This window comes from Rothia sp. HMSC062F03, from assembly GCF_001836905.1.
GTDB classification, from domain to species: Bacteria; Actinomycetota; Actinomycetes; order Actinomycetales; family Micrococcaceae; genus Rothia; species Rothia mucilaginosa_A.
The window spans coordinates 34,915-50,340 of record NZ_KV830861.1 but is presented as its reverse complement, the minus strand read 5'-3'; the positions used below and the strand labels follow the sequence as shown (position 1 = coordinate 50,340).

Below are 15,426 nucleotides of genomic sequence, written 5' to 3'. Positions count from 1 at the left end.
ATATTGTCTTGACTAGGCAATTCTTTATTTTTATCCCAAAATCAAAAAAATACATTAGCTGTGCCACATTCCCGGTTTTTGGAGCTTTGCAACGAGGGAAAGGTGCTAGGATAGCAATATCTCACCGCATAAACCACTTCCGAAATAAACTCCTCCAGGGGCTTAGAAAACATTGCACATTAATGCAGTAATGTGCATTTTTCTTTCCGTTACCGCACTGCCAACGCGGCGCACAAAGAAATATAAATGTTTTCCGAAAAGTGCATTTATGTGAGTGGGTCATCCTCACCAACTGCCGCTTCCGGCACTCACATATGCAAAGGACCCCGATGTCTTTTACCACTCATCCCTCCTCGCGCCGCATCGCACGCGTCGCACTGAGCATGGGAACCGCCGCAGCACTCGTGGCCTCCCTGGGCGCACCCGCAACCTTCGCGGCTCCCGCCCAGACCAGCAACGCAGCTCGCGCCGCAGCACACACGACCATCTCCTCCCTCAGCTCCGATCAGCAGAAGGCAGGTTTCAACCGCTTCGTCATCACCTACACCGATGACGCATTGAACGCCGGCGGCATCAACTGGGCAAGCCCCGCGGGCACCCATGTTGCCACCTGGAGCGATTCCCTCTACTCCGGCATCACCGCCGACGTGCAGAAGATCGACGACCTGCTCAATGTCAAAACCAACTACGTGCGCACCACCTCCCAGAAGGCAACCGTGGTGACCACTTCTTCCAAGCTCACCGCAGAGCAGGCGGAGAAATACATGGCGGCGCTGAGCTCCAACGCCTCCGTCGCCTCCGTCGAGCCCGACCTGATGCGCCGCTCCAGCGCGCGCCGCCAGGCCACCAGCACCCTGGCCAAGGCCGCAAGCGCTTCGAAGACCCAGGCGGCCGTCACCCCGAATGACACCCTGTACCCTCAGCAGTGGAACCTACACGACGCTAAGGGCATCTCCGCTCCCGAGGCCTGGGCCACCACCCAGGGCTCCGGCGTGACCGTTGCTGTGATTGACTCCGGCATCGTCAAGCACCCGGACCTCGACGCGAACGTTCTGCCCGGCTACGACTTCATCACCGAGCCCTCCATCGCCCGTGACGGCAACGGCCGCGACGCCGACCCCACCGACCAGGGTAACTGGGAAGAAGCCGGCGTCTGCGCCGCTGACTCTGAGGCAAGCGAGTCGAACTGGCACGGCACCCATGTGGCCGGTTCCATCGCCGCAATCATGAACAACAAGCGCGGCATCGCGGGTGTGGCTCCCAACGCCAAGATTCTGCCCCTGCGTGCCCTGGGCATGTGCGGTGGCTACGACTCCGATATCGCGGATGCCATGGTGTGGGCCGCGGGCGGCACCGTTGAAGGCGTGCCCGCCAACACCCACCCCGCCCAGATCATCAACCTCTCCCTCGGTGGCGAGGGTACTTGCCCCGCGACCTACTCCAAGGCCATTGCCGAGGTGAATAAGCGTGGTGCCATTCTGGTGGTTGCCGCCGGTAACGACGACCAGGACACCTCCAAGATTGCCCCCGCAAACTGCGGCGGTTCGATCGTGGTTGGCTCCACGAATCAGAAGGGTCAGCGCAGCGATTTCTCCAACTACGGCAAGATCGTTGATGTGAGCGCCCCCGGCGACGGCATCATGTCTACCGTGGACCTCGGCACCACCGTATCCACCGGTGCCGGCTACACCGAGTACGATGGCACCTCCATGGCGGCTCCCCAGGTGGCCGGCATCATCGCCCTGATGAAGTCCGTGGACCCCTCGCTGACCGCCGATCGTGCAAAGCAGGTCCTCAAGCAGAGCGCAAAGCCGCTGACCTGCAATGTGAACGCATGCGGCGCGGGTATCGCGAACGCCGCGAGCGCTCTTGAGGTCCTGCAGGGCAAGAACGCCGCCCCGGCGCACCCCAAGCCCAAGCGTGCACCGAAGTACCCGACCCGTGCGGCTCGCACCGGTTACGTGACCAACCCGACCACGAATCACAACCCGCCGTTCCTGATTACCCCGCACGGCCTGATTCCCGGTCAGTAATTCGGTGAGCTCTCACCCCTCAGTCTTCCGGCGGCGTTAGCCGTGGGAAACCTCAAAGAATGACAATCACAAAGCCCCCGCCGGGTACGTCCCGGTGGGGGCTTTGCGTGAACAGAACACCGCACGCATCAGGTGCGGTCTGATATCTCCCGACCGTCCTCACGACTAACGAGCGGGAGAGGCTGAGGGCTCGAACGGTAATCCGTCCAGCGCCGGTGGCTACCGAAACGGGCCACCGGTCTAGGTGGACCGGGTGCGCGAGCCGCGCAGGCCGGCAGCTTCCAGTCGAGCCGATTCGTAGCTGAGGGCGCGCAGACCCGACGCTCCGCCGGAGCGTAGAACCACAGGCGCCTGCTCCCGGGCCACACCCCGGTACGAGCCACCGTGAGCCTGATCCTGTGCCCGGCCCGCGGGGATCCGGGTGGAGTCGGCCTTCCGCGTGCCGGATTCTTGCGAGGGCTTATCCGCGAACACCCAGCGGCGCTGGACCGCGAAGCTGACCGGAATAAGGATCAGCTCGGTCAGGATTTTGGCGACCAGCAGGGATACGCCCAGGCCGGTCAGGGTTTCCATCAGAGCCGCGTTGGCTGCGAGGATACCCACCGCCAGCACGGTGTAACGTACCAGCGAGGAGGATGCCGAGGGGCGTGCGCCTCCGTCGTGCATGAGCATTCGGTTGACGGTGAAGTTCGTCAGCGCCGAGATGACGCGGGCACCAATCACGGCTGCCAGCAGCGGAACGCCCAAGCCCACCAGGACGAAGAGGGCGATAGCATCCACCAGGAAGCCGGTCACAAACGAGGACGCCAGGAAGGCAAGCAGCGGTGCGTAAATCAGCGCCGAGTCCTGCAGAGGCCTAAAGTGGCTGGTCGGGTTGCCCGGCTCGTAGACCTTCACGATGGGTACCTGCACCAACTCCACGTCTGCGCGGGTTGCGCGCAGCAGCATGGAGAACTCGTACTCGTACTTATCGCCGGGAATCTGCAGCAGCCAGTCCAGGATCTGCGGGGTGAAGCCGCGCAGACCGGTCTGGGTGTCTGCCACGCGGGCGCCGGTCGCCAGGGCGAAGAAGCCTACGGTTGCGCTGTTGCCAATTTTGGAGCGCAGCGGCGCCTTCGTGCCTTCTTCGCCGGCGTTCGGGTCGGGCTTGGTACGCACGCCGAGGATGATGGTCCGCTGCCCTGCCGCCGCGGCGGTTTCGGTGCGCACACCCACACGGAAGATGCCCCGAGGGAGGTGCTGGCCGTCCGCATCGGCGGTGACGATGACCTCACCGGGGCGGTTTGCTTTCGCCCAGGCGATGCCGGTACGCAGGGCCGCGCCCTTGCCTCGGTTGACGGGGTGGGTCCGAACGATGGCCCCATCCAGGTGCAGCTCGGCAAAAATTGGCGCATAGGTGCTACCGGATCCATCGTCGATAACGAGAATCTCTGCGCTCGCGTCTTGCGCCTTTAGAGCGTGCACAAGACGGACAAGAGACTGGTCAGGCTTATATGCGGGAATTAGAATAATCATGATGCGCTCCCGGCAATGTAGAGAATGTCGCTGGTTCCACGCTCCTTCGTGCCGCCCTGGGGGCGGTTGACCAGCTGGTTGTTGAAGACCATGGCGGAGGAGCCACCACCGTCCAGGTTGTAGGCGCTCACGCACCCCAGGTCCTTGAACATCTGCGCGAACTCGGTCATGGTTACGCCGCGCGAATAGTTGGTGGAACGGCCATCGACCACGATGAAAGCCAGGTGGTTGGTGCCGAGCACACCCACACCGGTTCGAGGCTGGTTACCCTGAATCGAGTGGTTACCGAAGTTGGTGTCCACCTCAACGCTGTCGATGCCATCCACGATGGCGGAATCCTTCACCAGGGCCGGGCCGAAGGAGAGGGTGTTCCACACACCCTCGTTGACGAGGGTCTGGGCGTTGGTTGCGGTTTCGTCGTAGAGCTTGACGGAGCCGTCGCGGTAGAAGGCGAGGCCTTCACGTGCACCGGAGTCACGGTAGACAACACCGTTTCGGATCACGATGCCGGTGGTACGGAAGCCGTAGTAGTCGCCGTTAATGGCCCAGATACCGTTGTGCTCCGAGGCGATATTCGAGGGGGTATCAATGATGTTCTGGCCGAACTTGTTGTTCGCAAAGGCGCTACGCAGCAGGGTCGCGTTATCGAGCTTGATGTCCGCGACGAAGGAAACAACCGCGTCGGAGCCGCTACCGGTGGTGGTGGAGGTGATGGTAATCGAGCCTTCGTTAGCGGTGAGGGTCTGGCCATCGATTTTCACCCCGGTCAGTTCGCTAGGGCTTGCGGTGGCGGAGCCGGATGCTGAGGCGTTCGCCTGGGCTGCGGCCGCCTCGTAGGCGGTGGTGTCTTCGATTTCGGTGTGCTCTGCCAGGTAGCGGTTGTAGGCCCAGCCCGCGCCGCCGCCAACAACGGCGAGCGCGCCGAGGCCGCCTCCGATAAAGATACGGCGGGTGAGCTTCTTCTTGGCGAGCTTCTGTTCTACTGCGGCTTGCTCTGCGGCGGTTTGTTCTGCCGCGGCCTGGGTGGTCTGGTTGCTGTTCTGAGTCATGTTCTGTTCGTTATTCATGACTCTAGATTGCCCGTGTACTCTCAGCGCCAGGCATGACTAAGCTGTGCCTCAGCTATGTATGCTTATTCAGCCGAAATTATTTTATGCAGGGGTGTTCCGTCTTTCGAGGCCTCCGGCGGAGCGGTCTCCTTCGTGTTTTTCTCGGTTACGCGTCCCCTTATCCGCGCTCCTCCCGGGGCTCGCCCTCTCGGCTTGGGGTCTTGAGGGCACGAAAAAACCGGCTGAGCACCCCGTGCGGGGCCTCAAGCCGGTTCATCATCTGTAGAATACGCTCGGTCGATACCTACCGAATCATTCCGCGTATCCCTATGCCTCATCCTCGTAGGAAGCGTACTTTTCAGCGTATGCCGAGTAGTCGTCCTCGTCGTCATAGCGGCGGCGGGACGAATCGGAGGACTTGGTATTCTTCGCGCTGCTGAGCTCACGCTCGAGAGCACTGTAGTCGGTCTCGGGGCTGAAGTACTTCATCTCCCGAGCCTGCCTTGTTGCTTTAGCCTTCTGACGGCCGCGCCCCATGGCGTGACCCCCTCTTTCATCCTGTCCGAAGCTACGGGCGCGCGGGGCACGCCCTCCCTCGGATCGTTCTACAGTCTTTACTACACTATAGAGTACCCTGTTTTGACGTTCAATGTCGCGCTCTGCAACACGTATTTTACGGAGCGGAGCACCCCTATGCACCAGAACATCCGTTTTATTTTTCTCGCTCTCGGCTCTCCACGCACGGAACCCCGCGTCGAAGGCATACTCAGCTTCGAAGCGGGGTTCGTGTCTCTCGGGCGGCTCACTCACAAGACCGGCATCGAGAGAATCAGCCGCACCGGTCATGACCTCCGGCGCGGGGTCTATGGGATTCCCAAGTTCCGGGCCCTAGCTTGCGGTGAAACTACCCAGCGAGGTGGCGTTCGAGGCCACGGAAGTGCTGGAGGCATCCACGCTATCGGTCGTGGTGTACACCGTGTAGCTCTGGCCCTTGGTGATATTGGCACTGGAAACCAGGATCAGTGCGGTGTTGGAGTTGGTCACCTTGTAGTTGGCCACCACCTTACCCGAGGAATCGGCCACCTGAATGGTCGTGCCGCTGCTGACATTCGACAGATTCGTCAGCTTCACGTAGCCGCTGGTGGAGGAGGATGCGGGCGCCTCGAACATGTCGCCGGAGTTACCCGCAACCACGGTCGTACCGTTGAGCAGCAGGTCGCCGTTGGTATCCAGCGAGGTGTTACCGCCCGTGAACGGGCCGTTCACGACCAGGGTGCCACCCGAGAGGGTTGCCGTACCGTTAGAGTCGATGCCGTCGCCGTTTGCGTTCACGGTGACAGTACCACCGGCAATGTTGATGGTCGCGTCGACAACCTCGAAGGTGCCGCCGCCACCGCCCATACCACCGCCGCCACCGGCCGGGGGCTGGCCCATGTTACCGGAGGGTGCCTGGCCGCCTGCCGGGGGCTGACCGCCCTGACCGCCCTGCGCTGCATTACCCTGTGCCGACTGGCCGCTCTGGGTATTCTGCGCGGTCTGGTTGCTCTGCGCGGTCTGGTTGCTCTGGGCAGTCTGGCTGGTCTGCGTAGTGGAGCTCGACGTCGACTCGGTGCTGGATGAGCTGGAGGTGCTGTACGAGGCGTTGATGCCGTCATCGGAACTGGTCACGTTCACGGTACCGTCCAGGATGTTGATGTACTGCGCCTCGATACCCTCGTTCGACCCGGTGATGTTCAGGGTACCGCCCGAAATCTCCAGCACGCGCTCGGCCTTGAAGCCGTCGTCACCGGCGGAGATGTTCACGGTACCACCGCTCAGGCGGACCCAACCGCGGTTGCCGTCGGTGTCATTGGTAGCCTTGATGCCGTCCTTGGTTGCGGTCACGGTTACGGTGCCGTCCAGGATATCGACGTAATCCTTACCCTTGATGCCGGTGTTCGCGGCGGTCACCTCCAGGGTGCCGGAGGCGATGACCAGGCCGTCCGTGGTGTGGATACCCTCTTCGTAGTTGCCCTCAACCTTCAGGGTGCCCTCGTCGGCAAGGGTCAGGTCACTCTTGGAGTAGATGGCTGCGTCGGGGCTGCCGCTGGCGGTATCGGAGTAGGAGGAGCCGTCAGAGACGGTGTTCGTGCTACCCGAGGCGGTGTAGATAACGACCTCGTCCGCCTCAACCACGTTGATGGCCGCGCCGGTGGAGTTGGTAATCGTCGCGTTATCCAGGATCAGGCGGACCATGTCACTGTCGGCTGCCTCAACCTTGACCTGGCCGCTATAGGTGCCGCTGAGCTTGTAGTTGCCCGCCTTGGTGATGGTGATGACGCCGTCGCTGACGGTCACGCCGTCGGTCGCGGTCGGGTTAGAAAGATCGATAGTGACTTCGCTGGAGGAATCCCAGGTCAGATCCTTCGCGGAGTAGTGGGTGTCCTCGGCGAGCTTCGCGCCGTTCTTCACGTCGGTGGAGAAGGAATCGGCGGTCTTCGACTTGGTGTCGGAATCGCTCGAGGTGGAGGTGCTGATGGCGCTCGTCGCGCTGGTGTTCGATGCCGAGGTTGCCGAGCAGCCGGTCAGGGCCAGGGCCGCCAGGAGGGTAATGGAGGTTGCGCTCTTGATCATATTGCTCTTTTTCACGGTATTCCTCTTCGTGGTTCACAAGCACTATGTAGTGCCGCTGCGGTTTTCGGGTAAGTCTTTTTTTGGGGGGGTCAGGCGTACTCTTAGCGAATCCTGTTGGTGCCTGCGCCCGGTCAGGGCTATGTCTGGTCAGGATCCGGTTCCATCCGCGCGGGTAGAGCCTGCTACCCTACCCGCGCATCCGGGGTGACGGCCCTAAGCGGCCGCGTAACATTCGGTCAGAAGCTTGCGGTAGTCTTCCTCGGTCAGCGTATCCACGTCGGGACGGGTGCCGTTGACCGGTTCCAGGTGCATCCAGTTCTCCAGGGTCTCTTTCCACTTGTTGCTTGCCAGCTGCGGGTTCATCGCCGCCATGCCGGTTGCAAACTTGGAAATCTTTGAGGGGGTGATGCCCGCATCCCAGAGGTGCTGATCCGCTACGGAGGGCTCCACACCGGACTTGGTTTCGATGATGACCGTGTTCGGCAGGCCGTAGGTGGTGCCGACCAGGTTGCCGTGGAAGTTACGGTAGTTCACGCCCGCCATGAGGATGTTCTCGGACAGCGGGGTCCAGGTCAGGTTGGTGTCCACCGTCATGCGGGAGGCGACCGGGTTCTTCTCGCTCTGCGGCAGGAAGACCGTGGTACGGCGGTACCCGGTGGTCAGGACCGCCTCCAGCTTGTGCACGGGGCCCGCGAGGATGTCACCAAGTGCCGCAGTGATGTACTCGTGGCCTTCCGCGGTGAGCGTATCGCGCTTCTCGAAGGTGTACGGGATGCGCTTCTTGACGGTCATGTCCTGCTCGCCGTCGGTCTTGACCTCCAGGAAGGTCAGCTTCGAGTCCAGGTAGCTACGGGTACGGATTTTGAAGGTATCGTCGCGGCTGTAGGCTGCCGAGTGGTAGCTCTGCATCTGCGGGGTGTCGAAGTAGACCGAGTCGTAGGCGAAGTCGCGCTGGCCCTTGATGTCCATGACGGAGGCGTCTGCGTCAAGCGTGGAGAGTACCTTCGCGGCGGTTTCCGCATCGACGATGTACTTGCGGTCCACACGGGTCTGCATGGCTGCCTTCTCGTTCATGGCTTCGAGACTGATGCTCTTCCACTCTGCGGGGATGATGTTTGCGGCTGCGTTCGTCATGGTCCTATCCTTCTGGGGTTCCGCCTCGATTCGTCGAAGGCGGCGGGAGTAGTGCGTCTGTCGTGGATTTTAGATTTTGGGGTGGCGCCTACCGGGCTTACTTAGCGACGGGAGTCCGCTGGAGCGGCATCATCCGGGTATCCAGCGTGGCGTACGCCTCGGCGGTGGGCGCTACCGGCTGAGTTGCCGCGGGCTGGCGGGTTGCGGTTACCTGCGGTGCTGCTGCCTCCACCGCTGCGGGGGTGCCGCCCTCGGTGGTCTCCTTGGGCTGGTAGGTGATGGTAGCTCGGGTCAGGTCGTTCACCAGGTCCAGCTCGGTCACCTTGACCGAGGTGATGGCGTAGCCCAGGCGGGCGCCCAGGTAAGCCTTGAGCTCTTCCTCATCGCTAATCGCGCGATCGGCGGTGACGGTCTGGGCCTGTCCCTTGACCGCGGGGGTGCTACGCGCATCCAGGATTGCGATGAGAGCCACCAGGGCCGCCATCAGGATGAAGGCGATGTACGCTGGGCTGATGTTGATACCGGCGATCATGCCAACCGAGAGTGCTACGAAGTAGTAGCCGACTTCTCGCTGGCTCAGGGCGGTGGAACGCAATCGGATAATCGACAGGACACCGAAGAGGCCCATGCCCATGGCCGAGGCGTTTGAACCCGCCGAGACCAGGGCCACCGAGACGGTGAAGATACCGGCGTTGATGACCGCGTAGGAAATCATCATTTCGCGGTTGCGGTGACGCACCAGGTAAAGGGTGCACAGGATTGCGATCGCGAGGGCGTCTGCAATCGCCATGGTCAGGATTGTCATGGGGTGCTCCAGGTCGTGGGGTAGGTTTCCAGCTTCCCGAGCCGTCTGTTCTCGGCTCCGGCTTGAGTACCTACGTGTTCTGCTTGGTTTCTAGAATCCCGTCCGAAGCTGTGTCACGCCTGTGCGCTCTGTAATTCTCACTTATGTCTTCGCAAACACCGATTAAATGACTGGTCAGAGCGTTTTACCTTTAAGGTTTTTTCAATTACCGGGGCGCAGTGAGGCGGTCAGCCGCGCCCGGATACAACAAATGGGGCCCCCTCTACATCAGAGGGAGCCCCACTCGGGTTTCTAGGGAGTAACCCTAGAATTCAGTATGTACTTATGCCTTCTTGCGCATGCGGGTTGCCACGATGGTTGCACCACCGGCGCCCAGAGCAATCAGACCCAGGCCAGCAGCGGTCATCGCACCGGATGCACCGGTCTTAGCCAGGGAAGAAGAGCTCTTGGAGGATGCGTTGGAGGAACCGGAGCCGGAATCCAAGTTGTCGTTGGAGGAGCTGGAGCCCAGGTTGTCGTTGTCAGACGTGGAGTTCTTGTAATCGGGCTGTTCATCACAGCCCTTTCCGTCACCGTCAGCGTCGAACTTCTCGCGGAAGTCCGGGTCACCCTTGTAAATGGGGCCACCGCGGTCTGCCCATACGTCAGCGCAGTTCTGGTACTTGTAGGCCTTCTCGTCCTTTGCGGAGGAGTCGGAAGCCTGGTCAGACTTCTGGTCTTCAGACTTCTGCTCTTCGGCAGGCTTCTGGTCCTCAGCAGGCTTGGTTTCCTTAGCGTCCTCAACTGCAGGTGCGGAGGTCTCTTCAGCAGGCTTGGGGGCCTCGGTAGTCGGGTCCTGGGTGGGAGCCGGGGTCGGGTCCTCGGAAGGAGCGGGGGTCGGGTCCTCGGAGGGAGCCGGGGTGGGCTCGGTGGACTCGCTCGGGGCCGGGGTAGGCAGCGACTCGTTAGCGGCCTTAATGGTCACGGTCGCAGCCTTGCCGCCGCGGGGCACGTCACCATCCTTAAGGGAGCCGGACAGCAGGTAGAGGTCAACCGAGACGTTACCCTGCAGCTCGCTCTGCCAGGGAACGGTGACGGTGAAGTTGCCGGCTTCGTCGGCGTGGATCTCCAGGTAGTCCTGGCCATTAATCTTCACTGCGCCCTTGTTCAGCTTCAGGGCCAGCACGGAGCCGGAGGCGCCGTCAGCGGTCTTGAAGCCCTCACCCGCGATGGTCAGACCCTGACCCTCAACCCAAGTGTCGGGGGTGATGAGGCGTGCGGAATCCGCGTAAGTAAAGGAAATCTCCTGTGCAGCTTCGTCAGCGAAGGTAGCGGGGACGGTAGTAGCGACCAGGCCACAGCTAATCAGGGCGGTGGCACCGATGCGTGCGATGTTGTTTCGAATGCTCATGCCCCCCATTCTAACGACCGAACCTGACAATATCGGGGTGCATGATGCCGATTTAACATGAGCTGACTCACTTAATGGGCCCTTCTTGAAGAATTCTTGAGGGGCGAGGTGAAGAATCAATCGCATATTCAAAGAATTCGAACGCTACCGGCGCCTTGGAATCCGGGCGTTAGTTTAGACGGTTTTCCGTCCGTAAACCCACTCAACGCCCTACCGCTCGGGACCCCGTTAAACGCAGAATCCCCCACGCCCGCGAGGCGAGCGAGGGGAATCCTGGAACAACGCATCCGATGCTCGGAGCACCGGATTCCTAAACTCTAAACTTAGGAGTTCTTGCGACGGAGCACAGAGGTCACGCCCGCAACACCCAAGCCGACGGCCACCATTCCCAGGCCGGTCACGGTGAACACGTTCGAGGCGCCGGTATTAGCCAGCGAGGAACGCTGCGCGCGACTCGAGAGAGAGGCGCTCGACGAGGAAGAGCCGAGACGGTCCTGGGTGCCCGATCCGCTGGAGCCGAGATTGTCCTGCGAGGAGGAGCTGCCATTCGAGGAGGAACCACCGTTAGAGGAGGAACCGCTGTCGACAACCTCGCAGCCGAGGCCGTTATTATCGGCGTCGAACTGCTTACGGAAGTCCGGGTGGCTCGAAGGAATGGGGGCCAGGCCCGCGGCGGCGACCTCGGAGCAGTTAGCGAAGCGGGTGCTCTCGGGCGAAGGCTGCTCGGTTGCGGGGGCCTGGACGCTCGAGGAGCCACCCAGCTGATCCTGCGCGGCGGGAGCCTGCTGGGAACCGTCCTTCTGCTCGGCCTTCTGGTCGTTCTTAGCGGTCGATACCTTCTGGTCGGCCTTCTTCTCGTTCTTTACCTCAGAGGAGGCAGAGGGAGAAACAACGGTAGACGCGGAAGCCGATGCGGTGGCGCTCGGGCTCACCGAGGCGGAAGCGGAGGCTTTCTCATCGGCACGGTTCTTCACCTCGGCATCTACCGAGGCAACGGTCTCGTCAGCCGCGGTAGCCGATGCCGAGGGGCTGGCAGAAGCATCGTCCTTGGATTCCTTCTTCGGCTCGGCGGTAGCGCTGGCGGATGCAGAAGGCTCGGCGGTAGCGCTGGGGGATGCGGAGGGCTCGGCGCTTGCCGAAACGCTTGCCGAGGCACTAGGGCTCTCGGGGGCCACGGAACGAGCCTCAATCTTCACGGTCGCAGCCTTACCGCCGCGAGAGGTGTCGTTATCCTTCAGGGAGCCGGAGAGCAGGTACACGTCAACGGAGACGCGATCCTCCAGGTCGCTCTGCCAGGGAATCGAGACGGTAAATTCGCCCTTATCGTTGGCGGTTACCTCGAGGTAGTCCTTACCGTCGATCTTAATGGCGCCCTTGTTGAGCTTAATGGCGATGGTCGAGCCGGAGGCGCGGTCCTGGGTCAGGAAGCCCTCGCCGGAGATCTCGAGGGTTTCACCCTTGTACCAGACCTCGGAGATATGGGAGGCGGCACGGTCCTGGTATTCGCGAGTGACGGTCTCGCCGTCATTCTGAGCGAAGGTGGCGGGGATGGCGGTCACAACCAAACCGCAACCGATGAGGGCCGTGGCACCGAAGCGAGTGATAGTGTTTCGAATGTCCATTCCCTCATTCTAGCCCCGGGTTCCAAGGTATTTTCACCAGTCAAGGGTGTATTTGCAATGAATTGCAACACAACCGCGGGCGGGTGGTCGCAGCGGCCGGACCATCGAAAGCCTAGCTGTCAATCGCATCAAGCATGAGCTCCAGGGCCTCCCCCACCCCGGTGCGCCACAGGAAGGTGGCCTTCGTATCCGCACGGCCCGGGCCGCCGTTGATGATCGCCACCGGTTTGCCAGCACGCAGGGCCTCCAGCACAATCTTGTAGCTGCTCATCACCGCCACTGAGGAACCCACCACCAGCAGCGCCGAGCACTCGGCGAGCATGGCGTCCTTGCGCGCCTTGCGCTCGGCGGGCACGGACTCGCCAAAGTACACCACATCCGGCTTGAGGCGGGTCGAGCCACACCCCAGGCAGGGCACCATCCGAAAATCTTGGATGTACTGCTGGTCCAGCTCCACGTCACCATCGGGGTTCACGCGCAGCTCTTCGTCTTCAAGGCGCGCCAGGTAGCCGGGGTTCGCGGCGTCCAGGCGCGCGTCCAGGCTCTCGCGGCCCTCATCCTGACCGCAGTCCAGGCAGACGATACGGGACAGATCGCCATGCAGGGCCAACAGATTGCGACTTCCGGCGCGGGCGTGCAGGCCGTCCACGTTCTGCGTGATGACGCCATTGATAGCGCCCAGCTGCTCGAGCTCAACGAGCGCGTAGTGGGCACGGTTCGGCTGGGCGCGGCGCATGCGGCGCCAACCCACGTAGGAGCGCGCCCAGTAGCGCTGACGGGCGGCATCATCGTAACGGAATTCCTGGTAGGTCATGGGACGGTGGTCGTGCAGGGATCCGCCCGGGCCGCGGTAGTCGGGGATGCCGGACTCGGTGCTCACGCCCGCGCCGGTGAGCACGAGAACCTTACCCGCCTTGAGTAGGCGAGCAATGCCCTCGGCGGCGTACCCCTCCTCGTGGGGTTCGGCGGTATCCGCCACGACCCGCTGGATAGAGCGAATCGCGGCCCTGTGCACGGAGGCGATTTCTTCGCGCTGCTCACCGGCGGCGGCGAAGTTCTGGTGGTCAGTCCAGCGGTCCATTCTTCTCCCATGCTCTGTGATTTAGTACGTTAAACGGCTGTGGGGCACCCCCTTTCGAGGGTACCCCACAGCCTATTTCTTGCGGTTTCGAACTCGCGGAGTCAGCCACGGGCTAAGCCCGCTGAGCCAATCGGCTCCGTCCGGCTAACCGGTTGAGCTTAGTCCTCAGCCTTCTGCTCGCGCTCGGAGGTCACGACCAGGCCGTCGCTGGCAACGTCCGGGTTCACATCCACGGTCACGGTGTCGCCGTCGTGGATAGCGCCGGAGAGGATGCCGCGAGCCAGGCGGTCACCAATCTCGCGCTGAACCAGGCGGCGCAGCGGGCGGGCACCGAATGCCGGGTCGTAGCCGGTCTTGCCCAGCCACTCGAGGGCTGCCTCGGTCACGTTCAGGGTGAGGCGGCGGTCCTCCAGGCGCTTAGCCATGCTCTTGATCTGCAGGCCCACAATCTGACCCAGGTTCTCAGCCGACAGGGGCTGGAACATGATGATGTCGTCCAGTCGGTTGAGGAACTCGGGGCGGAATGCCTGATGCACAACCTCCAGAGCCTTCTCAGAGCGCTCGTCGAAGGGCAGGTCCTGGTTGACCAGGTACTGCGAACCGAGGTTCGAGGTCAGAATCAGGATGACGTTGCGGAAGTCCACGGTGCGGCCCTGGCCGTCGGTCAGGCGGCCGTCATCGAGCACCTGCAGCAGGATGTCGAAGACCTCGGGGTGTGCCTTCTCAACCTCGTCGAGCAGGACCACCGAGTAGGGGCGACGGCGCACGGCCTCGGTCAGCTGACCGCCCTCTTCGTGGCCGACGTATCCGGGAGGGGCACCGACAAGGCGGGACACGGTGTGCTTCTCGGAGTACTCGCTCATGTCGATACGCACCAGGGCACGCTCGTCATCGAACTGGAACTCGGCCAGTGCCTTAGCCAGCTCGGTCTTACCGACACCGGTCGGGCCCAGGAACAGGAAGGAACCAATCGGGCGGTTCGGGTCGGAAATACCGGCGCGGGCGCGGCGCACAGCATCAGAGACAGCGACCACTGCGGCTTCCTGACCGATGAGGCGGGCACCGATGCGCTTCTCCATTTCGAGCAGCTTCTCGGATTCACCCTGCATCATGCGGCCTGCGGGAATGCCGGTCCAGGAGGAAATCACCTCGGCGATATCGTCTGCGGTAACCTCTTCGGAGACCATGGACTCGCTCTTGGCGGTGTCCTCGGCACGCTGTGCTTCTTCCAGCTCAGCCTGCTTTGCGGGAATCTCACCGTACAGCAGGCGAGATGCCTCGGCGAGGTTACCCTCGCGCTGTGCAACCTCTGCGCGGGAACGCAGCTCGTCAATCTGGGTCTTGATGTCACCCACGCGGTTCAGGCTAGCCTTCTCAGCCTCCCAACGAGCGTTGAGGGCGTCGAGCTCTTCCTTCTTGTCCGCCATATCCTTGCGCAGGGCCTCCAGACGCTCGACCGATGCGGGATCGGTCTCGTCGGCCAGGGCCAGCTCCTCCATGGTGAGGCGGTCCACGGCGCGGCGCAGCTGGTCAATTTCCTCCGGTGCGGAGTCAATCTCCATGCGCAGGCGGGATGCTGCCTCATCAATCAGGTCAATTGCCTTGTCCGGCAGCTGACGGGAGGGAATGTAGCGGTTGGACAGGGTTGCTGCGGCAACCAGTGCGGAGTCAGCAATCTGCACCTTGTGGTGTGCCTCGTAACGCTCCTTCAGGCCGCGCAGAATACCGATGGTGTCATCTACGCTGGGCTCGCCCACGTACACCTGCTGGAAGCGGCGCTCCAGTGCGGGGTCCTTCTCGATGTTCTCGCGGTACTCATCCAGGGTGGTCGCACCGATCAGGCGCAACTCGCCACGGGCAAGCATGGGCTTGAGCATGTTGCCCGCGTCCATGGAGCCTTCGGATGCGCCAGCGCCGACGACGGTGTGAATCTCGTCGATGAAGGTCACAATCTGGCCTTCGGACTTCTTGATTTCCTCGAGGACTGCCTTCAGGCGCTCCTCGAATTCACCGCGGTACTTTGCGCCTGCGACCATGGAGCCCAGGTCCAGGCTGATGAGGGTCTTGCCGCGCAGGGATTCGGGCACGTCGCCGGAAACCATGCGCTGTGCCAGGCCCTCGACCACGGCGGTCTTACCGACGCCGGGCTCACCAATCAGCACGGGGTTGTTCTTGGTGCGGCGG

Annotated in this window: 11 protein-coding genes; 1 reads left to right on the top strand and 10 read right to left on the bottom strand. The window is 62.2% G+C overall.

Features of this window, described 5'->3' with window-relative positions; translation table 11 throughout:
• Positions 1 to 329: 329 nt before the first annotated feature.
• Positions 330 to 2,033 carry a S8 family peptidase gene (locus HMPREF2674_RS00230; RefSeq protein ID WP_070824517.1) on the top strand — a complete coding sequence of 568 codons (1,704 nt, stop codon included), beginning with the start codon at positions 330 to 332 and terminating at the stop codon, positions 2,031 to 2,033.
• Positions 2,034 to 2,273: 240 nt separating this feature from the next.
• Here HMPREF2674_RS00230 and HMPREF2674_RS00225 read toward each other — a convergent pair whose 3' ends face one another.
• From HMPREF2674_RS00225 to HMPREF2674_RS00180, 10 genes are all read right to left on the bottom strand, one after another.
• On the bottom strand, positions 2,274 to 3,548 hold the full coding sequence (locus HMPREF2674_RS00225) for a bifunctional glycosyltransferase family 2/GtrA family protein (RefSeq protein WP_070824516.1): 1,275 nt from the start codon (positions 3,546 to 3,548) through the stop codon (positions 2,274 to 2,276).
• Positions 3,545 to 4,615 carry a phosphodiester glycosidase family protein gene (locus tag HMPREF2674_RS00220; RefSeq protein ID WP_070824515.1) on the bottom strand — a complete coding sequence of 357 codons (1,071 nt, stop codon included), beginning with the start codon at positions 4,613 to 4,615 and terminating at the stop codon, positions 3,545 to 3,547. The genes HMPREF2674_RS00225 and HMPREF2674_RS00220 overlap by 4 nt, the downstream gene beginning before the upstream one ends.
• 309 nt (positions 4,616 to 4,924) lie before the next feature.
• Positions 4,925 to 5,134 carry a DUF3073 domain-containing protein gene (locus HMPREF2674_RS00215; protein WP_049331591.1) on the bottom strand — a complete coding sequence of 70 codons (210 nt, stop codon included), beginning with the start codon at positions 5,132 to 5,134 and terminating at the stop codon, positions 4,925 to 4,927.
• Positions 5,135 to 5,485: 351 nt separating this feature from the next.
• A complete protein-coding gene (locus tag HMPREF2674_RS00210; RefSeq protein ID WP_246826133.1) occupies positions 5,486 to 7,210 on the bottom strand; it encodes a carbohydrate-binding domain-containing protein in 1,725 nt (574 codons plus the stop codon).
• A 213-nt stretch (positions 7,211 to 7,423) separates the two neighbouring features.
• Positions 7,424 to 8,344: a polyphosphate polymerase domain-containing protein gene (locus tag HMPREF2674_RS00205; RefSeq protein ID WP_070824513.1), complete on the bottom strand. Its 921-nt coding sequence runs from the start codon at positions 8,342 to 8,344 to the stop codon at positions 7,424 to 7,426.
• Between the two features lie 97 nt (positions 8,345 to 8,441).
• Positions 8,442 to 9,149, bottom strand: a complete 708-nt coding sequence (locus HMPREF2674_RS00200; protein WP_070824512.1) for a DUF4956 domain-containing protein — start codon at positions 9,147 to 9,149, stop codon at positions 8,442 to 8,444.
• Between the two features lie 322 nt (positions 9,150 to 9,471).
• Positions 9,472 to 10,539, bottom strand: a complete 1,068-nt coding sequence (locus HMPREF2674_RS00195) for an excalibur calcium-binding domain-containing protein (RefSeq protein WP_070824511.1) — start codon at positions 10,537 to 10,539, stop codon at positions 9,472 to 9,474.
• 323 nt (positions 10,540 to 10,862) lie between these two features.
• Positions 10,863 to 12,161, bottom strand: coding sequence for an excalibur calcium-binding domain-containing protein (locus HMPREF2674_RS00190; protein ID WP_070824510.1), 1,299 nt, complete (start codon positions 12,159 to 12,161; stop codon positions 10,863 to 10,865).
• A 112-nt stretch (positions 12,162 to 12,273) separates the two neighbouring features.
• Positions 12,274 to 13,242, bottom strand: a complete 969-nt coding sequence (locus HMPREF2674_RS00185; protein ID WP_049346826.1) for a Sir2 family NAD-dependent protein deacetylase — start codon at positions 13,240 to 13,242, stop codon at positions 12,274 to 12,276.
• A gap of 158 nt (positions 13,243 to 13,400) precedes the next feature.
• The coding region (locus HMPREF2674_RS00180; protein WP_070824509.1) for an ATP-dependent Clp protease ATP-binding subunit at positions 13,401 to 15,426 on the bottom strand (2,026 nt) is incomplete at its 5' end.